The organism is Micromonospora sp. L5 (genome assembly GCF_000177655.2).
Classification (GTDB): domain Bacteria; phylum Actinomycetota; class Actinomycetes; order Mycobacteriales; family Micromonosporaceae; genus Micromonospora; species Micromonospora aurantiaca.
The window spans coordinates 3,351,001-3,372,819 of sequence record NC_014815.1; the positions used below are offsets into that span (position 1 = coordinate 3,351,001).

The following is a 21,819-nucleotide window of genomic DNA, read 5'->3' on the forward strand; positions in this document are numbered from 1 at the left end:
GGCCGCCCGCCGGCCCACCGGTGCGGGCATCGGGTTGTGTGGTTTTCCACACTCCCTTTTACTGAACGGTAACTTAAACTCCGGCCATGGACGACGCGATGCCGGGACGGCTGCCCGAGCGGGACCGCCCGTGGGTGATGCGCACGTACGCCGGGCACTCCTCCGCCGCGGCCACCAACGCGCTCTTCCGCCGCAACCTGGCGAAGGGGCAGACCGGCCTGTCGGTCGCCTTCGACCTGCCCACCCAGACCGGGTACGACCCGGACCACGAGCTGGCCGCCGGCGAGGTGGGCCGGGTCGGCGTGCCGGTGGCGCACCTGGGTGACATGCGGGCGCTGTTCGAGGGCATCCCGCTGGCCGAGATGAACACCTCGATGACCATCAACGCCCCGGCGATGTGGCTGCTCGGCCTCTACGGCACCGTCGCCGCCGAGCAGGGCGCGGAGCTGAGCCGCTGCGCCGGCACCACGCAGAACGACATCATCAAGGAGTACCTGTCCCGGGGGACGTACATCTTCCCGCCGGCGGCCTCGCTGCGGCTGACCGCCGACGTGATCGCGTACACGCTGCGCGAGATGCCCCGGTGGAACCCGGTGAACATCTGCTCGTACCACCTCCAGGAGGCCGGCGCGACGCCGGTGCAGGAGGTCGGCTTCGCGCTGGCCACCGCCGTCGCCGTGCTGGACACCGTGCGCGACTCCGGTCAGGTGCCGCCCGAGCGGATGGGCGACGTCGTCCAGCGGATCTCGTTCTTCGTCAACGCCGGGGTGCGCTTCGTCGAGGAGATCGCCAAGATGCGCGCGTTCGGCGCGCTCTGGGACGAGATCACCCGCGACCGCTACGGCGTGGAGAACCCGAAGCAGCGCCGGTTCCGCTACGGCGTCCAGGTCAACTCGCTGGGCCTGACCGAGGCGCAGCCGGAGAACAACATCCAGCGGATCGTGCTGGAGATGCTCGGCGTCACGCTGTCCCGCGACGCCCGTGCCCGCGCGGTGCAGCTGCCCGCCTGGAACGAGGCGCTGGGCCTGCCCCGCCCGTGGGACCAGCAGTGGTCGCTGCGCATGCAGCAGGTGCTGGCGTACGAGTCGGACCTGCTGGAGTATCCGGACCTGTTCGCCGGCTCACACGTGATGACCGCGCTGGTCGACGAGATCGTCTCCGGTGCCCGGGTCGAGCTGGAGAAGGTGCTGGAGATGGGCGGCGTGGTCACCGCCGTCGAGTCCGGCTACCTCAAGAGCGCGCTGGTGGCCTCGCTCGCCGACCGGCGCCGCCGGATGGAGTCCGGCTCGGACGTGGTGGTCGGCGTCAACCGGTTCACCGAGACCGAGCCGTCGCCGCTCACAGCGGCCGGCGCGGAGGCGATCGAGCAGGTGGACCCGGCCGTCGAGGAGGCGGCCACCGACGGCGTACGCCGGTGGCGGGCCGACCGGGACGCGGCGGCGGTCGAGGCGGCGCTGGACCGGCTGCGCGCCGATGCCGCCACCACGGCGAACCTGATGCCGGCGACGCTCGGATGTGTCAGGGCCGGTGTCACCACCGGCGAGTGGGCGGGCGCGCTGCGCCAGGTGTACGGCGAGTACCGCGCGCCGACCGGACTGGCCGGGGCGGTCGGGACAGCCGGTGACGCGACCCTCGCCGGGGTGCGGGAGCGGGTCGTTGCGACCGCCCGGGAGCTGGGCAGCGGGCGGCTGCGGCTGCTGGTCGGCAAGCCGGGGCTGGACGGGCACTCCAACGGCGCGGAGCAGATCGCGGTACGCGCCCGCGACGCCGGCTTCGAGGTGGTCTACCAGGGCATCCGCCTGACCGCCGGGCAGATCGTGGCGGCGGCGGTGGAGGAGGACGTCGACCTGGTCGGCCTCTCCGTGCTCTCCGGCTCGCACCTGGCCGCCGTGCCGGCGGTGCTGGACGGGCTGCGCGCGGCCGGGCGGGGCGACCTGCCGGTGGTGGTGGGCGGGATCATCCCGGCGGCCGACGCCGAGGCGCTGCGGGCCGCCGGGGTGGCCCGGGTGTTCACGCCGAAGGACTTCGCGCTCACCGGCATCATCGACGATCTGGTCACAGTGATCCGCGAGGCGAACACCCTGTCGTGAAAGGAAGGGCCCCTTATTAACGCCTCCGGTAGGCAAGGGGCCCCTTCTTAACAACCGCGCGCGAAAGCGGCGCCCGCAAGCAGGCGCCGCGTCCGCGCTGGTGGGTCAGCGGCTCTCGTAGGTCATGCAGTCGGCCATGTCCATGTCGGGGCCGACGGTGATGGCCGGGGCGTGACACTCCAGGTCGGCGTTGTGCCGGCAGTCGGCGCGCGAGCACGCGCCCACCTGCGCGACCAACTGGTCGAGGCCGCCGCGCACCGGCATCTCCACGAACGTGTGGCAGTGCGCGTGGTCGCTGCTGCCGATCGTGATGGCGAACGCGTGGCAGTCGTTCGTGTGGTTGTAGGCGCAGGACCGGACGGCGCACTCCTGGACCCGGGGCATCTCCAACGACGCGGTCATCTCCCGTACCTCCTTGGGTTTCTTGCCCCGATTTTAGGGGTTTCGGGAGTCGGTGCGGGTCAGACGCGGAAGCCGGCCGCGCGGGCCGCGGCGCGCTCGCGGCGCCGCTCCCGGCGGCGGCGGAACAGCCACGGTACGAAGAACACCAGGGCGACCAGGAACACCAGCACCAGCACCGGCAGCAGCAGCGCCACCACCGACATGACGACGCTCGTCGCGTCCTCGGCGGTGCTGGCCACCGGCGCGCCCACCCCGGCCGTGGTCGCGTTGATGACCGGCCGGGCGGCGGCCTTGAGCAGGTGTACGCCGAGTGCGATCAGCACGCCGACCACCACCGGCACCCACTGATGGGTGGAGAAGAACGTGTCCGGGTCGCTCACGGTGACCGTCTCCGAGCCGGCGCCCGCGCCGAACGCGAGCCCGCCCGCGGTCGGCCGGACCACCGTCTGCACCACGTCGTTGACGTGGTCGACCACTGGCACCTTGTCGGCCACCACCTCGACCGCGAGCAGCACGGCGAGGATCAGCACCACCCAGCCGTTGCCGAGCCACTGCCAGCCGCTCGGCAGCTCGACCAGATCGGTGTAGCGGGACAGCAGCCCCATCAGCAGCAGCGGGATGTAGGCGTTCAGGCCCGCCGAGGCGGCCAGGCCGGAACCGGTGAGGACTTCGAGCACGATCTCAATATGGCACCGGTACGCCAGTGGCGCTCGTCGGCGTCCGCGGGGGCCTCGGCTACCCTCGGCGGGTGCGGTTGGTGATTGCGAAGTGCTCGGTGGACTATGTCGGACGGCTCTCGGCCCACCTGCCCCCGGCTACCCGGTTGCTCATGGTGAAGGCGGACGGGTCGGTGTCGATCCATGCGGACGACCGGGCCTACAAGCCGTTGAACTGGATGAGCCCGCCCTGCCGGCTGGAGGAGGCGCCCGGCGTCTGGCGGGTGGTGAACAAGGCCGGCGAGGAGCTGCGCATCACCCTGGAGGAGATCTTCCAGGACACCTCGTACGAGCTGGGCGTGGACCCGGGCCTGCGCAAGGACGGCGTCGAGGCGCACCTCCAGGAGCTGCTCGCCGCGAACCCGGCGACGCTGGGGGAGGGGTACACGCTGGTCCGGCGCGAGTACATGACCGCGATCGGGCCGGTCGACCTGCTCTGCCGGGACGCGGTCGGCGGCGCGGTGGCGGTGGAGGTGAAGCGGCGCGGCGAGATCGACGGCGTGGAGCAGCTCACCCGCTACCTGGAGCTGATGAACCGCGATCCGCTGCTCGCGCCGGTGGCCGGCGTGTTCGCCGCGCAGGAGATCAAGCCGCAGGCGCGGGTGCTCGCCACCGACCGGGGGATCCGGTGCGTGGTGGTCGACTACGACAAGCTGCGCGGCATCGAGCGCGACGAGCTGACGCTGTTCTGAGGCGCCGCCTCAGCGGCCCCGGCCGTACATCAGCTTGGCGATCTTGACCAGGCGGGCGACGTCGGCCGGGGTGCGCTCGAACGTCATCGCCGGCAGCAGCGACCGGGCCCGGCGGCGGGTGACCGACTTGGGCCGGCCGAACTCGCGCAGCCCCTCCTCGCCGTGGATGCGGCCGAAGCCGGACTCGCCGGTGCCGCCGAACGGCAGCGTCGACATCCCGGCGAACGTCAGTGCCGAGTTGACCGAGGCCATCCCGGAACGCAGCCGCCGCGCCACCGCCACCGCCCGCGCCCGGCCGAAGACCGAACCCCCGAGCCCGTACGGCAGCGCGTTGGCCCGCTCGACCGCCTCGTCCACGTCGCGGACGCGGTTGACCACGAGCGTCGGGCCGAACGTCTCCTCCTTCACGGCGGCCGAGTCCTCCGGCACGTCGACGAGGACCGTCGGGTGCACGTACGGCGGCTGGACCGCCTCCGGGCCGCCGAGCACGGCCCGGCCGCCCCGGCTGAGCGCGTCGTCGATGTGCCGGCGGATGATGTCGATCTGCGACGGCATGGTGATCGGGCCGAGGTCGGACCCGTCGGCGCCCACAGTGAGCCGCCCGGCCTTCGCCACCACCTTCTCCACGAAGGTGTCGAAGACCTGGTCGACCGCGTAGACCCGCTCGATGCCGATGCACGTCTGGCCGGCGTTGGTGAGCCCGCCCCACACGCACGCCTCCGCCGCGGCGTCCAGGTCGGCGTCCGTGTCCACGATCATCGCGTCCTTGCCGCCGGCCTCCAGCAGCACCGGCGTGAGCGACTCGGCGCAGGCGGCCATCACCCGCTTCGCGGTGGCGGTCGAGCCGGTGAACGCGACCTTGCCGACCCCGGCGCGGCACAGCGCGGCACCGACCGCGCCGAAACCGTGCACCGCCTGGAACACCGGCTGCTCCGGCACCACCTCGGCGAACCGGTCGACCAGCCACTGACCGACCGCCGGGGTGTACTCGCTCGGCTTGAACACCACGGCGTTGCCGGCCGCGAGCGCGTACGCGGCGGAGCCGATCGGCGTGAAGACCGGGTAGTTCCACGGGCCGATGACGCCGACCACGCCGTACGGCTGGTATTCGAGGTGACCGGTGAACTCGGCGAGGATCAGGCGGGAGCGGACCCGGCGCGGCCCGAGCACCCGCCGGGCGTTGCGGGCCGCCCAGTCGATGTGCTCCAGCGCGGTGAGGATCTCCACCACGGCGTCACCGACCGGCTTGCCGCCTTCGGTGTGCATCAGGTCGGCCAGCTCCTCGATCCGCCGGGCGAGCACGCCGCGCCAGCGCTGGAGGCGGTCCCGCCGGCCGGCGAAGCCGAGCCCGGCCCACCAGTCGCCGGCCGCCCGGGCGCGGTCGACAGCGGCACGCACGTCCGCCTCGTCGGCCAGCGGGAATCTGCCTGCCTCGGCGCCGGTGGCCGGGCTGGTCGAGACCAATAGACCCTCGGAGATGAGCGGGGCGCCCGGCACGTGTACAGCGGTCATGGCCGAAGTCTAGACCCGAGGATTACTCGCCGGTAGGTGTCGAACGCTCCGTACGCTGCGCCGACGATCAGCCGTCGCATCGACGGAAGTGCCGTCCGAAACGGCGAACGGGAGATGACCGGCCGGGGTCGCGGGGGTGACCGCGCGGTGGTGCAAGCCACTACGGTGAGGTGGCAGGCTGACGCCGCGGGGCGATGTGGGGTGGAGGTCGACTGTCCATGGAGGAGCATCCTGAGCTGATGCCGTTGCTGACGGTGTCGGGCGGGGCGATGCGGGGGCTCACGTTCCGGGTCGGCCAGGACGCGCAGGTGATCGGCCGTGCGCCGACCGCCGACATCGTGCTCGCCGACCCGCACCTGAGCCGGCGGCACGCCACCGTCCGGGCCACCCCGGAGGGGGTGATGCTCACCGACCTCGGCTCGACCAACGGCACCTGGCTCAACGACACCCGGGTCACCGGCAGCGTGGCGATCGCCGACGGCGACGTGGTCCGGCTGGGCCGCACCGACCTGCGCCTCTACGACCCGGGCGTGGCCCGGACCGACCCGGTCGGGATGAGCTTCGGCGCGCTGCGCCGCGACCAGCGTCCCACCCTGCCGCTGCCCGTCCCCGGGCCGCGCCAGCCGATCGAGGCGCGCGAGGCGCAGCCGGCCGACGTCAGCTAGACCTCCGGGCATCCGCCGGGCCCTCGGGGCCGCTGATGGGTTGGGCTCCCAGGCCCGGTCGATCATGAAGTTGGCGGTGTTCTGCGTCCGATATGTCGCCGTCAACCTCATGATCGACGCGGTGAGGGGGCGGGGTGGTCCGGCGCCCACCTCTCGGCGGGCCGGTGTGTCGGTGGGGCACATGGACCGGTGGTCGGTGCCCGTGCCAGCATGCGCGGATGCGCAGCGCACGGCTCACCGTCCAGGCCAACGGCATCACCCAGGCGGTCCGCGTGGCCGGTCCACCGGACGGCGTACCGGTCCTGCTGGTGCACGGCAACGTCTCCTCCTCCGCCTTCTGGGAACCGCTGCTCGCCCGGCTGCCGGAGACGCTGCGGGTGGTGGCGCCCGACCTGCGCGGCTACGGCGAGACCGACACCGCGCCGGTCGACGCCACCCGAGGGCTCGACGACTTCGCCGACGACGTGGCCGCGCTGCTGGACGCCCCGGGGCTGTTCGCGCCGGGCGCCCGGCCGGTGGTGGCCGGGCACTCGCTGGGCGGCGGCGTGGCGATGCGGCTGCTCGTCGGCCACCCCGAGCGGGTGGCCGCGCTGCTGCTGGAGGCGCCGGTGTCCCCGTACGGCTTCGGCGGCACCCGGGACCTCGACGGCACCCCCACCACGCCCGACTTCGCCGGCACCGGCGCCGGCGGCGCGAACCCCGACTTCGTGGCCCGGCTCGCCGCCGGTGACCGGAGCGCGGACGGCCCGACCAGCCCGCGCGCGGTGCTGCGCGCCGCGTACGTGGCCGACCCGGCGTCACTCGGCGACGACGAGGACCTGCTGCTGGAGAGCATGCTGACCACCGCCACCGGCGACGACAACTACCCGGGCACGGCCGTCGCCTCGGCGCACTGGCCGGGGACCGCCGCCGGGCCGCGCGGCGTCCTCAACGCGCTGGCCCCGGCCCACTTCCGGCTCGCCGACGAGTTGGTCGCCGTGCCGGTCAAGCCGCCGGTGACCTGGGTACGCGGGGACGCCGACGTGATCGTCTCGGACACCTCGCTGTTCGACCTGGCGTACCTCGGCCGGCTCGGTGTGGTGCCCGGCTGGCCGGGTGAGGCGGAGTGCCCGCCGCAGCCGATGGTGGGGCAGACCCGCGCGGTGCTGGACCGGTACGCGGCGGCCGGCGGGACGTACCGCGAGGTGGTGCTGCCCGGCTGCGGGCACAGCCCGCACCTGGAGCGGCCGGCGGAGTTCGTCGCCGAACTGCTGGCGCTGGCCGGGGAGAACGCCACCGGGTGAGGCGCGGTGCGTGAAATATCCCACGGCGTCTCGACAACACAGCGTCACGTGGCAGACTCCGGCGCATAACCTTAGCGGCCGTTCATGTCGCGGACGGCGGAGTCGAGCCAGGGGAGGCCGGTCGTGGCGCGGGAGTTCACCAGGGTGGGCGTGGTGGGTCTGGGCACCATGGGTGCCGGCATCGTGGAGGTGTTCGCCCGCAACGGCGTCGACGTCACAGCCGTCGAGATCTCCGACGCGGCGCTGGAACGCGGCCGGGCCACGCTCACCGGCTCCACCGACCGGGCGGTCGCCAAGGGCAAGCTCGCCGAGGCCGAGCGGGACGCCCTGCTCGCGCGGGTCGACTTCCGGGTCGGGCTGGACGCGCTGCACGACGTGGACCTGGTGATCGAGGCGGTGCCCGAGCACCTGGACCTCAAGCAGCGGATCTTCGCCGAGCTGGACCGGGTCTGCAAGCCCGAGGCGATCCTGGCCACCAACACGTCCTCGCTGAGCGTCACCGAGATCTCCGTCGCCACCACCCGGCCCAACCAGGTCATCGGTATCCACTTCTTCAACCCGGCCCCGGTGATGAAGCTGGTCGAGGTGGTCCGCACGGTGGTCACCTCCGCCGACGTGGTCGCCGACGTGGAGGCGCTCTGCGAGCGGCTCGGCAAGGTCGACGTGACGATCAGCGACCGGGCCGGCTTCATCGCCAACGCGCTGCTGTTCGGCTACCTGAACCACGCGGTCGGCATGTTCGAGGCCCGCTACGCCACCCGCGAGGACATCGACGCCGCCATGAAGCTCGGCTGCGGCCTGCCGATGGGCCCGCTGGCGCTGATGGACCTGATCGGCCTGGACACCGCGTACGAGATCCTCGACACCATGTACCGGCGCGGCGGCCGGGACCGGCGGCACGCCCCGGCCCCGCTGCTCAAGCAGATGGTCACCGCCGGGCTGCTGGGCCGCAAGTCCGGCCGCGGCTTCTACACCTACGAGCGGCCCGGCTCGCCGAAGGTCGTACCCGACGAGTACACGCCGCTCGCCGCGGACGCCGCGCTCGCCGACGGCGCCCGCGCCATCGCGAAGGTCGGCGTGGTCGGCTCCGGCACCATGGCCACCGGCATCATCGAGGTGTTCGCGAAGGCCGGGTACGAGGTCATCTCGGTGACCCGGGGCGCGGAGAAGTCCGCGAAGGTCTGCGAGGCGGTAAAGACCTCGCTGAACAAGGGCGTGGTGCGGGGCAAGCTCAGCGAGACCGACCGGGACGACGCGCTGGGCCGGATCACCTGGTCCGCGACGCTGGAGCACCTGGCCGACGTCGACCTGGTGGTCGAGGCCGTGATCGAGGAGCTGAGCGTCAAGAAGGCGCTGTTCGCCAGCCTCGACGAGATCTGCAAGCCGGGCGTCGTGCTCGCCACCACCACCTCGTCGCTGCCGGTGATCGACGTGGCGATGGCGACCCAGCGCCCGGCCGACGTGGTCGGCCTGCACTTCTTCAACCCGGCGCCGATCATGCCGCTGGTGGAGATCGTGCAGACCATCCGCACCTCCGCCGAGACGTCGGCCACCGCCCGCGCGGTCTGCGCGAAGCTCGGCAAGACCGGCGTGGTCTGCGGCGACCGGTCCGGCTTCATCGTCAACGCGCTGCTGTTCCCGTACCTGAACGACGCGGTGAAGATGCTGGAGGCCAGCTACTCGACCGCCGACGACATCGACTACGCGATGAAGCTGGGCTGCGGCTACCCGATGGGTCCGTTCGAGCTGCTCGACGTGGTCGGCCTGGACGTCTCGCTGGCCATCCAGCGGGAGCTGTACCTGGAGCTGCGCGAGCCCGGCTTCGCCCCGGCCCCGCTGCTGGAGCACCTGGTCACGGCCGGCTACCTGGGCCGCAAGTCCGGCCGGGGCTTCCGCGACCACACCCGGCGCTGATCCCGGTCAACGCCCGGCGGCGGTGACGGCGTCTTCCTGGTGTGACATTCGAGGAGTACGTCGGCAGCCGCGGCCCGGCGCTGTTGCGCCTGGCCCGGCTGCTCACCGGCGACACACACCGGGCCGAGGACCTGACGCAGGACGTGCTGGCCCGCGCGTACGTGCACTGGCGGAGGATCGCCCGGGCCGACCGGCCCGACGTGTACGTGCGCCGGATGCTCGTCAACGCGAACACGTCCTGGTGGCGGCGGCGGTCCAACCGCGAGCTGGCGGTGGACACGTTCGCCGACCGGCCCCAGCGCGGCGACCTCGGTGGCGAGGCGGCGGACCGGGACGAGATGTGGGGGCTGATCCGCGCCCTCCCGGACCGCCAGCGCGCCGTGCTGGTGCTGCGCTACTACGAGGATCTCGACGACGCCACGATCGCCCAGATCCTCGACTGCTCCCCGGTCACCGTCCGCACCCACGCGATGCGGGCGCTCGCCCACCTCCGGGAGCGCTGCGGCGTCCCGATGACCAAGGGGAGCCGGCCGTGACCGACCTCGACCAGCGGATCGCCTCGGTGCTGCGGGAGCAGGCCGAAGGAGACGTGGACATCGACCGGCTGACCGCCGGGGCCGTGACGGGTGGCCGTCGTCGGCTACGCCGTCGCCGGGCCGTGCTCGGTGGCGGTCTCGCCCTGGTCGCGCTGCTCGGCGGCCTCGCCGTCGTCCCGGCCCTGCCGGGCCTGGATCGGCCGTTCACCGGCCCGGCTGCCCCGGCCATCCCGGCCGAGGCGGCGCCACCGCTGATGCCGGCCGCGCCGGGAGCGGCGGCCGCGCCGGAGGTCGTCGGCACCGATGCCGGAGTGCTGCACTTCGGCGTCGACACCACCAAGGTCCGCTACCTGCGCTGGGAGGTGGCGCAGGGCCTGGAGAGCGCCCAGCTGGACGTCGGCGGCGGGCGAAAGGTCACCGTCGAGCTGGCGCGCTCGTCGCGGACGCTACGGGAGTCCGGCGCCGAGGGGGTGCCCTTCAAGATCAGTATGTTCGCCGAGGAAGCGGCGTTCGACGGCCGGACCAGCAGCACGACCGTCGACGGGCTACCGATCCAGGTCCGGCAGTGGAAGCCGGCCCCCGGCCTGTACGCGCGGGCCAGCGTGTGGGCGCCGCAGGACACGGCGCTGACCGTCGCGGTGGAGGCGTTGCGGCTGACCGAGGCGCGCCGCTGCGGTGCGCCCGTCCGCCTCACGACCGTGCCGGACGGCGCCCGGGTTGCCGGCTGCCGGGTCGACGTGACCGGCTTCCCGCGGCTGGTGACCGCCCGGTTCGGCATCGTCGGCACCTCCACCCGGACGATGAGCGTCTCCTACCAGTACGCGGCCGAGATCTCGCCCCGCACGGTGGACGGCAACATGACGATCGCCGGGCGGCCCGCCCACCTCTACCCGGAACAGGGCCGGGTCGAGCTGCTGGGCGTGCCGAAGTCGCGCCTGCTCGCCGATTACGGCTGGCCGGAGCAGGGGTTCGACAAACTCGACGCGGCGCTCGTGCTGGGTGGCGTGCAGGTGGCGCCGGACCCGACCCGTCCGGAGACCTGGGACTGAGCGGCCGCCCGTCGGCCGGACCGCCCGACCCGGGCCGGTCCGGCCGGCGGACCGTACGCTTGGTGACCGTGAGCCCTCGTCGCAACCGCCCTCGCCGGGAGGAGAACCCCGGCCTGGACGCCGAGCGTGCCCGCCACGGCGTGCCGACCGTGCAGCAGTGGCGCGACGGCGACTGGCAGGTACGCGCGATCAGCGGCGGGGCATCAGTCAAGACGTACCGCTGTCCCGGCTGTGACCAGGAGATCCGTCCCGGCGTGGCACATCTGGTGGCCTGGCCGGCCGACGACCGGGGTGACCTGACCGACCGCCGGCACTGGCACTCCGGCTGCTGGCGGGCCCGGGACCGGCGCGGGCCGAACCTCCAGCGCGGCCGGGGCGCCCCACGCTACGGCTGAGCGATCTGGATCACCCGGTTCCCGTCCCGCTGGGCGGCGGGGCCGCCGACGCGGGAGACTGGCAGGCGTGAGCACTCCGATTCGCGCGTCGTCGATCCTGCCCGGTCGCCGGGAGGACATCGAGCTGCACACCGCCGACGGGCTGACGCTCGTCGGCGAGCTGGCCCGGCCGCTGGACCGCGAACCGGCCGCCACGCTCGTCTGCCTGCACCCGCTGCCCACCCACGGCGGGATGATGGACAGCCACGTGTTCCGCAAGGCGGCCTGGCGGCTGCCCGCGCTGGCCGGCCTGGCCGTGCTCCGGTTCAACACCCGGGGGACCAGCAGCGTCCGCGGCACCAGCGAGGGAACGTTCGACGGCGCGGTCGGCGAGAAGTTCGACGTGGCCGCCGCGATCGAGTACGCCGAGTTCCACGAGCTGCCGAACATCTGGCTGGTCGGGTGGTCGTTCGGCACCGACCTGGCGCTGAAGTACGGCTGCGACCCGGCGGTGGCCGGCGCGATCCTGCTCTCCCCGCCGCTGCGCTACTCCGCGCCGGAGGACCTGGGGGTCTGGGCCGAGACGGGTAAGCCGCTCACCGCGCTGGTCCCCGAGTTCGACGACTACCTGCGCCCGGAGGAGGCCCGGGAGCGGTTCGCCGCCGTGCCGCAGGCCGAGGTGGTGGGCGTGGACGGCGCCAAGCACCTGTGGGTCGGCGACGCGGAGAAGGTGCTGGACGAGATCGTCCGGCGGGTCGCCCCCGGCGTACCGCTGCCGCTGCCGACCACCTGGGACGGCCCGATGGAGACCGGCGACGTCAGCGCGTACGCCGACCGCACCGTCGCCGCGTTCGCGGACACCCCGGTTCCCGGCCCGGCCCAGCGGCGCGCCGAGTAACCGCTCAGCGGGCGTCCTGGCGGGGTAGCACCACCTCGCGCAGGATCAGCTGCAACGCGGCCACGGTGGGGATCGCGATGAGCGCGCCCACCACGCCCAGCAGCGCCACCCCGAGCAGCGCGGCGAGCAACGCCGCCACCTCGTTGACCGACACCGCCCGGCGCATGATCTTCGGGTAGATCAGGTAGTTCTCCACCTGCTGGTAGAGCACGAAGAACACCAGGCAGGCGATGCCCACCGGCAGGTCCGTGGCGAGCCCGACGAGCGTCACCACCACCGCGCCGAGCGTCGCGCCGATCTGCGGGATCAGGTCGGTCACCGCGACCACCACGGCGAGGGCGAACGGGTACGGCAGGCCGACCGCCAGCGCGAACACGAACGTCGTCACCCCGGCCAGCACCGCGATGGCGAGCGCGCCGACCATGTACGCGCCGACCCGGGTGAGGATCTCGTCGCCGATCAGCCGGACCCGCTGCCGGCGCGAGCGCGGCACCATCGCGTACCCGAGTTCGCGCAGCTTGTCGAAGTACGCCAGGAAGTAGATCGTCAGCACCAGCACCGTGAGCAGGCGGAAGATCGTCCCGAAGATCAGTTGGGCCCCGCCGAGCACGCCGCCGAGCGCCCGCCCGATCGTGTCCGCGTTCGCCGCCGCCTGGACCCGCTCCATCACGTCGTACCGGATCACCAGGTCGTTGACAGTGGGATTGCGGCGCAGCTCCTCGACGTAGCCGGGTAGCTGCTGGAGGAACTGGCCGGACTGGGTCACCACCGGCGGCACCAGCGCCAGCAGGCCGGCGACGATCAGCAGCACCACGGTGAGCGTCACCACCGCCACCGCCAGCCCGCGCGGCAGGCCCCACTTGCGCAGCCGGACCACCGCCGGGTGCAGGCCGACCGCGAGGAACAGCGCGATCACCACGAGCACCAGGATGCCGGCGGCGTTGCGGATGCCCAGGAACAACGCGTACGCGAGCAGCACGCCGAGCGCGCCGGTGAACCCGACCAGGAAGGCGCTGCGCCGCAGCGGCCGCCCCGGTACGCCGAAGCGCCCGCTCGGCTCGAACTCACCCGGCTCGACGTCGACGGGCCGCTCGCCGCTCATACCGGTGCCGGTCCGCGCGTGCTCCGCGGTGCGCGTGGTCTCACTCGCGGTGCCCGTGGTGTCGCTTGCGGGCCTCGCGTCGCCGGTGGGGGAGCCGGAGGTGTTCACGTCCGCGGCCTCGTCGTCCCGGGCGGCGGAACCCTCCTGTGACACCCGTGCCTCCCCGCTGCCCGGCTCGCCCGCCGGTGCCGTCCACGGCCGACGCGCGGCCCTATGCCCGCAGGGTAGTCGCCGCCGTCCGCCCCGACCATCCCACCACCACCCGCCGGGCCGTCCCGCCGGGCCGTCCCGCCGGGCCGCCCCGGCGGGCCGGCCCGCCGGGTCGCCCGCCAGTTCGGGGAGGTGGTGTGGTCCGGGTGGGTGGGATGCCGCCACTTCGCCGACGTGGCGCTGGGCCCGCCAGTTCGGGGTGGATCAGTCCTTGTCGACCGTCACCGTGCTGGGCTTGGCGCTGCGCTCGTCGGTGGTCGGCTTGGTCGGGCGCTTGCCGTTCTCACCGGTGCTGGTGATCTTCGTGGGGGTGGCGCCCCGGCCGCCCTCACCCGGCACGGCAGCCACTGTGGGCTCGCCGTCGACGCCTGCTCCGCCGGGGGAGTCCATCGTGGTCACCGGTTCGCCGACCGGCTTCGCCTTGCCCGCGTCGGCGGGCTCACCGTCACCCTTGGCCGGCCCGGCGCCGTTGGGGACCGCGGTGGCGGTGCCCTTCGCGGCCACCGGCGCACCGCCGCCGGCCGGGGTGTCGCCGGGGCTCTCCGCGCCGCTGGTGACCGGCGTGCCCTCGCCCGCCGGCGTGCCGTCGCCGGTGGACCGGCCGGTGGAGGCGGCGGCGAGATCGTCCGGGTCGACCGGGGTGGCCGCGATGCCGGCCGAGTCGGCGTCGCGCCGCAGGTCGGTGAGGCGGCGTTGCAGGTCGTCGGACTCCTGCCGCGACTTCCACGTCTCGGTACGCAGGTCGGCCAGCTCCTGCTGGGCCTTGGCGATCTCCAGCATCACGCCGGCGAGCTGCTGCCGGCCGGCGGCCACCTCCTGCTGGGTGGCGGCCAGGTGCTGCTGCGTGGTGGCGAGGTGCTGCTGGGTCGTGGCCGCGTACTCCTCGAACTGGCGGCGCGAGGCCGCGACGTGCTCGTCGGCCTTGCGGCGCTGCGCGCCGGCGTCCGCCTCGGCGCGGCGCAGCAGCTCGGCGGCCTCCAGCTCGGCCTGCTGCCGCATGCTCAGCGCGTCGGCCTCGGCGGCCTGCCGGACGTCGGCGGCGGTGCGCTCGATCTCGTCGCGCCGCGTGGTGTACGCCTGCTCCAACTCCTCCTGCCGCTTGGCGTGCTGCTTGTCCAGCTCGTCGCGGCGCTTGGCGAACTCCTGCTCGGCGGCGGCCCGGCGCTGGGCCAGCTCCTTCTCCGCGCCGTCCCGCCGCTCGGCGACCTCCTTCTCCACCCCGGCCCGCCACGCGCCCAGCTCCTGCTGGGTCTGCGCGCGGGCCTGCTGCACGTACGCCTCGGTCTCGGTGCGCATGCGCTGCACGTACGCCTCGACCTCGGCGCGGTTGCGCTTGCCGGCGTCGGCGGCCTCGGTGGTGAGCCGGTTGGCCTCGCTGCGGGCCCGGCCGCGGGTGGCCTTGGCGGCCTCCTCCGCGTCGTCCACGATCTTCTTGGCCTCGGCCAGCGCCTTGGCGTGCGTGGCCCGGCCGGCCTCGGCGGCGGCGTCGGTGAGCCGCTTGGCCTCCTGCTGGCCCTTGGCGTGCACCTCCTTGGCCGCCTCGCGGAGCTGGCTCGCCTCCTGCTGGGCCTTGGCCAGCGCCTCCTTGGCCGCCTCGCGCAGCCGCGCGGCCTCCTGCTGTGCCCGGGAGTGGATCTCCTTGGCGGTGTCGCGGAGCTGGGTGGCCTCCTGCTGGGCCTTCGCCAGCGCGTCCTGGGCGGTCCGGCGCAGCTTCTCGGCCTCGTCCTGGGCCGCCGTCCGCAGCCTCGTCGACTCGTCCTGCGCGTCCTTGCGCAGCTTCGCCGACTCGTCCTTGGCGGCCTTCAGCGTGGCTTCGGCCTCGGCCTTGCGGGCGGCGGTGTGCCGCTCCTCCTCGGTCCGGCGGGCCGCCAGCGCGATCTCGAAGTCCTTGAGCGCCTGGGCGGCCTGCTCCCGGGCCTCCTCGACGATGTGCTCGGCGGCGGCGCGACGGGCCTCGATCTCCTCGTTCGCGGCGGCCAGGATCTCGTCGGCCTGCTCCTCGGCCATCGTGAGGATCTGCTCGACGCGCGGACCCAGGTGCCGGAACGACGCCCGGTCAACGACCGCCGCCTGCTTGCGCACCTGGGCCAGGTCGCGCTGGAGCACCTCGACCTGACCGGCCAGCTTGTGGATCTGGGTGTACGCCTGTTCCCGCTCGGTGGTCAACGCCGCGATCTCGTGCTCCGCGCGAGCGACGTAGCGGTCGACCTGTCGTTTCTCGTATCCCCGCAGGGCGGACTCGAAGCTGGGCTCCGTCGTCACGTCCCCGCCGAGCGCGAACAGTTCCTCGCCGTGCGACATGCCCCCATCCTCACACGCATCCGGCTCTGCTGGGGCGATACGGACGCCCCTTCTGGGAGCTACTTCACCCTCCTGGCGAAACGGGCCGCACAAGCATGACGGCGCGGGGCGACACCGGTCACCCGGTGTCACCCCGCGCCGTGGCTCATGCCCCCGACAGCGGGTGTTCCGATCAGCCGGCCGACTCGGCCGTCACCTTCTGCCCGGAGGCGTCCGCCTTCGGCGTCTCGGCCTTGCCGCCGGCCGGCACGCCCGGCACGATGCCGGCCAGGCCGGACAGCATCTGGCCGAGCTGCGAGGTGACCGCGTCCTTCTGGCGGGTCAGGTCCTCGACCTCGCGGCGGGCCGCCTGCGTGGTCAGCTCGGCCTCGGTGCGGGCCTCGTTGAGCACCCGCTGCGCCTCGGCGCGGGCCTCGTTGAGCGTCTTGTCGGCCAGCGCCTTGGCCTTGTCGACGGTCTCGTTGGCGGTGCGCTCGGACTCGACCCGCCGGGCCTCGGCCCGCTGCTCGATCTCCTTGGCGCGCTCCTGCGCGGCACGGGCCCGCTGCTCGGCCTCGTTCACCAGCTTCTGGGTCTGCGCGACCTGGGCGGCGTGCCGCTCCGACTCCTCGCGCTCGGCCTTCTCCCGCCGCTCGGCGAGCTGGAGTTCCAGGGCCTGGAGGTCCTTGTCGCGCTTGTCGCGCGCGTCGGTGAGCAGCTTGGTCGCCTCGGCGCGCTTCTCCTCGGCCTCCCGGGCGGCCTTGGCCCGCTGCTGGGTGATCTCCCGCTCGGCGGTGGCGCGCAGCGTGGCGACCTCGCGCTCGACAGTCGACTTCAGCTCGGCCACCTCGTGCGCGGTGACCGTACGCAGCTGCTTGGTCTCGCGGTCGGCGTCGGCGCGCAGCGTGTCGGCCTCACGGCGGGCCTGCACGCGGACCTCGGCGGCCTCGCGCTCGGCGGCGGTGCGGACGCTGCCGGCCTCACGCTCGGCGGTCGCCTTCATGGCGGCGGCCTCGGCGCGCGCCTTGTCGGTGATCTCACGCGCCTCGAGGCGGGCGGCGGAGAGGATGCCCTCCGACTCGCGCTTGGCCTCGTTGCGGTGGTCGTTGGCCTGCTCCTCGGCCAGCCGCAGGATCTGCTCGACGCGAGTGCCCAGGCCGGAGAGCGTCGGCCGGCTGTTCTCCTCGAGCTGCTTGTTGGTCTCGGTGAGCTTCTGCTCCAGCGCGCTCTGGCGCTGCTCGGCCTGCCGCAGGCGGCGCTGCGCGTCGTTCATCCGCTGCTCGGCCTCGGCACGGGCCTGCTCGGACTGGCTCAGGGCGGCGCTGAGGCGGCCGATGAAGTCGTCGACCTGGTTGGTGTTGTAACCACGCAGGCCAACGGTGAAATCGGGCTGTGAGTTCGCGTTATCGAAGAACGCAAGAGGGGAGGACTGCTGCTGGGGCATTGGGACATACTCGCAGACCCCCCAGGGTGGTTCGCAAGAGTGGTCGGCAGCTTTCGCGTCCGGTTTACATGGTCAACTCCGTCGGCCGTGCGGACCGGACCAATCGGCGATCTTGGCAGCTCCCGCGCGGGTCGGTCGAGTGGGACGTCACCGGGGAAGGTGGCGCGAAAGGGCCGCGGGTCGGAACCCGCGGCCCTTTGTTGCGTACGTCAGTCGAATGGTGACCGGGTCGGCCGGAAAGGCAATCCGGGGCGACCGTACGGTCAGTGACCGCGGAACCGGTTGATGGCGCTTTCGTGGCGCGAACGCATCTCGATGTCGCGGACGCCGAGCCCGTCGGTGGGGGCGAGGCACCGCACGCCGACCTTGCCCTGGTGCGCGTTGCGGTGCACCTCGTACGCGGCCTGGCCGGTCTGCTCCAGCGCGTATGTCTTCGACACGGTCGGGTGCACCTTGCCGAGCGCGACCAGCCGGTTGGCCTGCCACGCCTCGTGGTAGTTGGCGAAGTGGCTGCCGACGATCCGCTTGAGGTGCATCCACAGGTAGCGGTTGTCGTACTGGTGGTTGAAGCCGCTGGTGGAGGCGCAGGTGACGATCGTGCCGCCCTTCTTGGCGACGTAGACGCTGGCGCCGAACGTCTCCCGGCCCGGGTGCTCGAAGACGATGTCCGGGTCCTCGCCGCCGGTCAGCTCGCGGATGCGCTCACCGAAGCGCCGCCACTCGTCCTGGTCCTGGGTCTGCTCGTCGGACCAGAACTTGAATCCCTCGGCGGTACGGTCGATGACCAGTTCGGCGCCCATCTTCCGGCACAGCTCGGCCTTCTCCGGGGAGGAGACCACGCAGACCGGGATCGCGCCGCCGTTGAGGGCCATCTGGGTGGCGTACCCGCCGAGGCCGCCGGAGGCGCCCCAGATCAGCACCACGTCGCCCTGCTTCATGTTCGCGCCGTGGTGCGAGACGAGCTGCCGGTACGCGGTGGAGTTGACCAGCCCCGGGCTGGCCGCCTCCTCCCAGCTCAGGTGGCGCGGCTTCGGCATCAGCTGGTTGGCCTTGACGATCGCCAGCTCGGCCAGGCCGCCGAAGTTGGTCTCGAAGCCCCAGATCCGCTGCTGCGGGTCGAGCATCGTGTCGTCGTGGCCGGCGGAGTCCTCCAGCTCGACCGAGAGGCAGTGCGCGACCACCTCGTCGCCGGCCTTCCACTTGGTCACGCCCGGCCCGGTACGCAGCACCACGCCCGCGGCGTCCGAGCCGACCACGTGGTACGGCAGGTCGTGGCGGCGGGTCAGCTCGGAGAGCCGGCCGTAGCGCTGGAGGAACTTGAAGGTCGGCAGCGGCTCGAAGATGCTCGTCCACACCGTGTTGTAGTTGATCGCGCTGGCCATCACCGCGACGAGCGCCTCACCCGGGCCCAGCTCGGGGGTGGGCACCTCCTGCACGTGCAGCGCCTTGCGCGGGTCCTTGTCGCGGGTGGCCATGCCCTCGAACATGCGGGTGTCCTCGGCGCGCACCACCACGCCCCGGTAGCTCTCCGGCACGGGCAGTCCGGCGAGGCCGGCGAGCTCCCGCTCCGGCTGCGACGAACCCTCCGCCGCCATGATCGCTTCGAGGATGTCCTGCACGGTGACCTCCCGTTAGTCCGCACCCGCACGACGCGGGCAGGGGTGCTGCCATCGTCGGCGCCGGTGCGACGGGACCGCCATGTCGGCAATCGACACTTCCGGCACCGGTCGCCGCTGCTGTTCGGGCGGACGTTACTGAACGGTAGCTAAAGCGGGAACCCCTCTGTGAAAAACTGCATCCACCGATGCGTGGAGGTGTCCGTGGGAACGTGCAAGCGCGCACTGCCGCGCGTGTTCCCACGTGTTAGGAAGGGCCCCTTCTTAACAGACGTCTGTTAAGAAGGGGCCCTTCCTTGCGGCTCAGGCGGGCTGGACCAGCTCGATCAGCACGCCGCCGGCGTCCTTGGGGTGCACGAAGTTGACCCGGGAGTCCGACGTGCCGCGCCGGGGCGCGTCGTAGAGCAGTCGTACGCCGCGCTCGCGCAGCGCCGCGCAGGCCACGTCGATGTCCGCCACCGTGTACGCGACCTGCTGGATGCCGGGACCACGCTTGTCCAGGAACTTGCCGATCGTGGTGTCCGGCGAGAGCGGGGCGAGCAGCTGCACCATGCCGCCGGAGGCGTCCGGGCCGACCGCGAGCATCGCCTCGCGTACGCCCTGCTCGGTGTTGGTCTCTGTGTGCACGCAGCGCATCCCGAACGTGCGCTGGTAGAAGTCGATCGCGGCGTCCAGGTCGCCGACGGCGATCCCGACGTGGTCGATGCGGCGCAGGCCGATGTCTGTGACAAACTCGGCAGCGGGCTCGACGGGGGAGTTCTCAGCCATGACGCTAGTCTGACCGAACAATCGTTAAGGCGTACAGGTCGGCACCCCCTCGGAGGCAGGCAATGGCTTCGGTGATCGTCAGCGGCGCGCGGACCCCCATGGGGCGCCTGCTGGGCAACCTCAAGGACCTCCCCGCGACCAAGCTGGGTGGCATCGCGATCAAGGCGGCCCTGGAGCGCGCCGGCGTCGCGCCCGAGCAGGTCCAGTATGTGATCATGGGCCAGGTGCTCCAGGCCGGCGCCGGGCAGATCCCGGCCCGGCAGGCGGCCGTCGAGGCCGGCATCCCGATGTCCACCCCGGCGCTGACCATCAACAAGGTCTGCCTCTCCGGGCTGGACGCGATCGCGCTCGCCGACCAGCTCATCCGGGCCGGTGAGTTCGACGTCGTGGTGGCCGGCGGCATGGAGTCGATGACCAACGCCCCGCACCTGCTGCTCGGACAGCGCTCCGGCTACAAGTACGGCGACGTGACCGTCAAGGACCACATGGCCCTCGACGGCCTCACCGACGCCTGGGACTGCTGCTCGATGGGCGAGTCCACCGAGCGTCACGGCGCGAAGCACGGCATCACCCGCGAGGAGCAGGACGCGTTCTCCGCGGCCAGCCACCAGCGCGCCGCCGCCGCGCAGAAGAATGGCCACTTCGGCGACGAGATCACCCCGGTGGTCATCCCGCAGCGCAAGGGTGACCCGCTGGTGATCAGCGAGGACGAGGGCATCCGCCCGGACACCACCGCCGAGTCGCTCGGCAAGCTGCGTCCCGCCTTCGCCAAGGACGGCACCATCACCGCCGGCAGCTCCTCGCCGATCTCCGACGGTGCCGCCGCCGTGGTCGTGATGAGCAAGGCCAAGGCCAAGGAGCTGGGCCTGACCTGGCTGGCCGAGATCGGCGCCCACGGCAACGTGGCCGGCCCGGACAACTCCCTGCACTCGCAGCCCTCGAACGCTATCAACCACGCCCTGAAGAAGGGCGGCCTGAGCATCGAGGACCTCGACCTCATCGAGATCAACGAGGCGTTCGCGGCGGTGGGCATCCAGTCCACCCGTGACCTCGGCATCAGCCCCGACAAGGTCAACGTCAACGGCGGCGCGATCGCGCTCGGCCACCCGATCGGCATGTCCGGCGCCCGCCTCGTCCTCACGCTCGCGATGGAGCTGAAGCGGCGCGGCGGCGGCACCGGCGCGGCCGCGCTCTGCGGCGGTGGCGGGCAGGGCGACGCGCTGATCATCCACGTACCGAACGGCGCCGAGAGCTGATTGTCTTGAACGACGCGAGTAACGCCCCGGCGGCGGCCACCGGCCCGGTGCGCCGCAGCCGGGACGTACCCATGCTGGTGGAACGGGCCCGCGCGGGCGACCCCCGCGCGGTGGCCCGCCTGATCACCCTGGTCGAGTCCGGCGACGAGGTGTTGCCGCAGGTGGCGGCGGCGCTCGCGCCGTACGCCGGGCACGCCCAGGTGGTCGGCCTGACCGGCTCGCCCGGCGTGGGCAAGTCGACGACCACGAACGAGCTGGTCCGGGCGCTGCGGGCGCGCGGTCACCGGGTAGGCGTGCTGGCCATCGACCCGTCCAGCCCGTTCACCGGCGGCGCGATCCTCGGTGACCGGGTCCGGATGCAGGACCACGCGACCGACCCGGGCGTCTACATCCGCTCGATGTCCAGCCGGGGCCACCTGGGCGGGCTCTCCGCGGCGACGCCGCAGGCGGTGCGGGTGCTGGAGGGTGCCGGCTGCGACGTGGTGCTCGTCGAGACCGTCGGCGTCGGGCAGGCCGAGGTGGAGGTGGCCTCGCTGGCCGACACCACGCTCGTGCTGCTCGCGCCGGGCATGGGCGACGCGATCCAGGCGGTCAAGGCCGGCATCCTGGAGATCGCCGACGTCTTCGTGGTGAACAAGGCCGACCGGGACGGCGCGGACGCCACCGTCCGCGACATCCAGGGCATGATCGCGCTCGGCGAGCGCGGGCCGGGGGAGTGGCGGCCGCAGGTGGTGCGCTCGATCGCCGCCCGCGCCGAGGGCATCGACGACATCGCCGCCGCGATCGACAAGCACCGCGACTGGCTGGAGCGCCACGGCGAGCTGCGCCGCCGCCGGGAGGCGCGGGCCGCCGCCGAGATCGAGGCCATCGCGCTGGGCGTGCTGCGCGCCCGGATCGGCTCACTGCGCGACGGTACGCAGCTCCCGACGCTCGCGGCCAAGGTGGCCGAGGGCGCCATCGATCCGTACGCCGCGGCGGAGGAACTGCTCTCCCAGCTCGGCTCCTGAGACGC

General features: G+C 72.9%; 19 protein-coding genes. 11 read left to right on the forward strand and 8 right to left on the reverse strand.

Features of this window, described 5'->3' with window-relative positions; translation table 11 throughout:
• Nucleotides 1-86 precede the first annotated feature (86 nt).
• Nucleotides 87-2,090 (forward strand): protein meaA, encoded by a 2,004-nt coding sequence (locus tag ML5_RS15890; protein WP_030271427.1) that lies wholly within the window; start codon nucleotides 87-89, stop codon nucleotides 2,088-2,090.
• 105 nt (nucleotides 2,091-2,195) lie between these two features.
• Here ML5_RS15890 and ML5_RS15895 read toward each other — a convergent pair whose 3' ends face one another.
• The gene (locus ML5_RS15895) at nucleotides 2,196-2,492 is read right to left on the reverse strand and encodes a DUF1540 domain-containing protein (RefSeq protein ID WP_013288237.1); all 297 of its coding nucleotides are present in this window, start codon (nucleotides 2,490-2,492) and stop codon (nucleotides 2,196-2,198) included.
• A 59-nt stretch (nucleotides 2,493-2,551) separates the two neighbouring features.
• Nucleotides 2,552-3,169 carry a DUF4126 domain-containing protein gene (locus ML5_RS15900; RefSeq protein ID WP_013288236.1) on the reverse strand — a complete coding sequence of 206 codons (618 nt, stop codon included), beginning with the start codon at nucleotides 3,167-3,169 and terminating at the stop codon, nucleotides 2,552-2,554.
• Between the two features lie 71 nt (nucleotides 3,170-3,240).
• Here ML5_RS15900 and nucS point away from each other — a divergent pair, with 71 nt between their 5' ends.
• On the forward strand, nucleotides 3,241-3,900 hold the full coding sequence (gene nucS / locus ML5_RS15905; RefSeq protein WP_030271426.1) for an endonuclease NucS: 660 nt from the start codon (nucleotides 3,241-3,243) through the stop codon (nucleotides 3,898-3,900).
• A gap of 9 nt (nucleotides 3,901-3,909) precedes the next feature.
• Here nucS and ML5_RS15910 read toward each other — a convergent pair whose 3' ends face one another.
• Nucleotides 3,910-5,412, reverse strand: a complete 1,503-nt coding sequence (locus tag ML5_RS15910; protein ID WP_013475371.1) for an aldehyde dehydrogenase family protein — start codon at nucleotides 5,410-5,412, stop codon at nucleotides 3,910-3,912.
• 218 nt (nucleotides 5,413-5,630) lie between these two features.
• Here ML5_RS15910 and ML5_RS15915 point away from each other — a divergent pair, with 218 nt between their 5' ends.
• From ML5_RS15915 to ML5_RS15945, 7 genes are all read left to right on the forward strand, one after another.
• Complete coding sequence (locus ML5_RS15915; protein ID WP_013288233.1) at nucleotides 5,631-6,077, forward strand: FHA domain-containing protein; 447 nt, start codon at nucleotides 5,631-5,633, stop codon at nucleotides 6,075-6,077.
• Between the two features lie 218 nt (nucleotides 6,078-6,295).
• Entirely contained in the window at nucleotides 6,296-7,360 is a 1,065-nt protein-coding gene (locus ML5_RS15920) for an alpha/beta fold hydrolase (protein WP_013288232.1), read from the forward strand.
• A 123-nt stretch (nucleotides 7,361-7,483) separates the two neighbouring features.
• Entirely contained in the window at nucleotides 7,484-9,274 is a 1,791-nt protein-coding gene (locus tag ML5_RS15925) for a 3-hydroxyacyl-CoA dehydrogenase family protein (RefSeq protein WP_013475372.1), read from the forward strand.
• Nucleotides 9,275-9,315: 41 nt separating this feature from the next.
• Nucleotides 9,316-9,810 (forward strand): SigE family RNA polymerase sigma factor, encoded by a 495-nt coding sequence (locus tag ML5_RS15930; protein ID WP_013288230.1) that lies wholly within the window; start codon nucleotides 9,316-9,318, stop codon nucleotides 9,808-9,810.
• A complete protein-coding gene (locus ML5_RS15935; RefSeq protein WP_013288229.1) occupies nucleotides 9,807-10,859 on the forward strand; it encodes a hypothetical protein in 1,053 nt (350 codons plus the stop codon). The genes ML5_RS15930 and ML5_RS15935 overlap by 4 nt, the downstream gene beginning before the upstream one ends.
• Nucleotides 10,860-10,921: 62 nt before the next feature.
• Entirely contained in the window at nucleotides 10,922-11,254 is a 333-nt protein-coding gene (locus tag ML5_RS15940; protein ID WP_013288228.1) for a hypothetical protein, read from the forward strand.
• A gap of 67 nt (nucleotides 11,255-11,321) precedes the next feature.
• A complete protein-coding gene (locus tag ML5_RS15945) occupies nucleotides 11,322-12,131 on the forward strand; it encodes an alpha/beta hydrolase (RefSeq protein WP_013475373.1) in 810 nt (269 codons plus the stop codon).
• A 4-nt stretch (nucleotides 12,132-12,135) separates the two neighbouring features.
• Here the strand turns inward: ML5_RS15945 and ML5_RS15950 are convergent, their stop codons facing one another.
• The 5 genes from ML5_RS15950 to mce all read right to left on the reverse strand — a co-directional run bounded on the left by ML5_RS15950 (nucleotide 12,136) and on the right by mce (nucleotide 19,551).
• The gene (locus ML5_RS15950) at nucleotides 12,136-13,233 is read right to left on the reverse strand and encodes an AI-2E family transporter (protein WP_174361816.1); all 1,098 of its coding nucleotides are present in this window, start codon (nucleotides 13,231-13,233) and stop codon (nucleotides 12,136-12,138) included.
• A 414-nt stretch (nucleotides 13,234-13,647) separates the two neighbouring features.
• Nucleotides 13,648-15,744 carry a hypothetical protein gene (locus ML5_RS15955; protein ID WP_013475375.1) on the reverse strand — a complete coding sequence of 699 codons (2,097 nt, stop codon included), beginning with the start codon at nucleotides 15,742-15,744 and terminating at the stop codon, nucleotides 13,648-13,650.
• 172 nt (nucleotides 15,745-15,916) lie between these two features.
• A complete protein-coding gene (locus ML5_RS15960; protein ID WP_013475376.1) occupies nucleotides 15,917-17,167 on the reverse strand; it encodes a DivIVA domain-containing protein in 1,251 nt (416 codons plus the stop codon).
• A gap of 263 nt (nucleotides 17,168-17,430) precedes the next feature.
• A complete protein-coding gene (ccrA, locus tag ML5_RS15965) occupies nucleotides 17,431-18,786 on the reverse strand; it encodes a crotonyl-CoA carboxylase/reductase (protein ID WP_013475377.1) in 1,356 nt (451 codons plus the stop codon).
• Nucleotides 18,787-19,086: 300 nt separating this feature from the next.
• Entirely contained in the window at nucleotides 19,087-19,551 is a 465-nt protein-coding gene (mce, locus tag ML5_RS15970) for a methylmalonyl-CoA epimerase (protein ID WP_013475378.1), read from the reverse strand.
• A 62-nt stretch (nucleotides 19,552-19,613) separates the two neighbouring features.
• Between mce and ML5_RS15975 the strand changes: the two genes are divergently transcribed.
• Both ML5_RS15975 and meaB read left to right on the forward strand, forming a co-directional pair.
• A complete protein-coding gene (locus ML5_RS15975) occupies nucleotides 19,614-20,807 on the forward strand; it encodes an acetyl-CoA C-acetyltransferase (protein WP_013288221.1) in 1,194 nt (397 codons plus the stop codon).
• A 5-nt stretch (nucleotides 20,808-20,812) separates the two neighbouring features.
• Nucleotides 20,813-21,814 (forward strand): methylmalonyl Co-A mutase-associated GTPase MeaB, encoded by a 1,002-nt coding sequence (gene meaB / locus ML5_RS15980; protein ID WP_013288220.1) that lies wholly within the window; start codon nucleotides 20,813-20,815, stop codon nucleotides 21,812-21,814.
• Nucleotides 21,815-21,819: the final 5 nt, after the last annotated feature.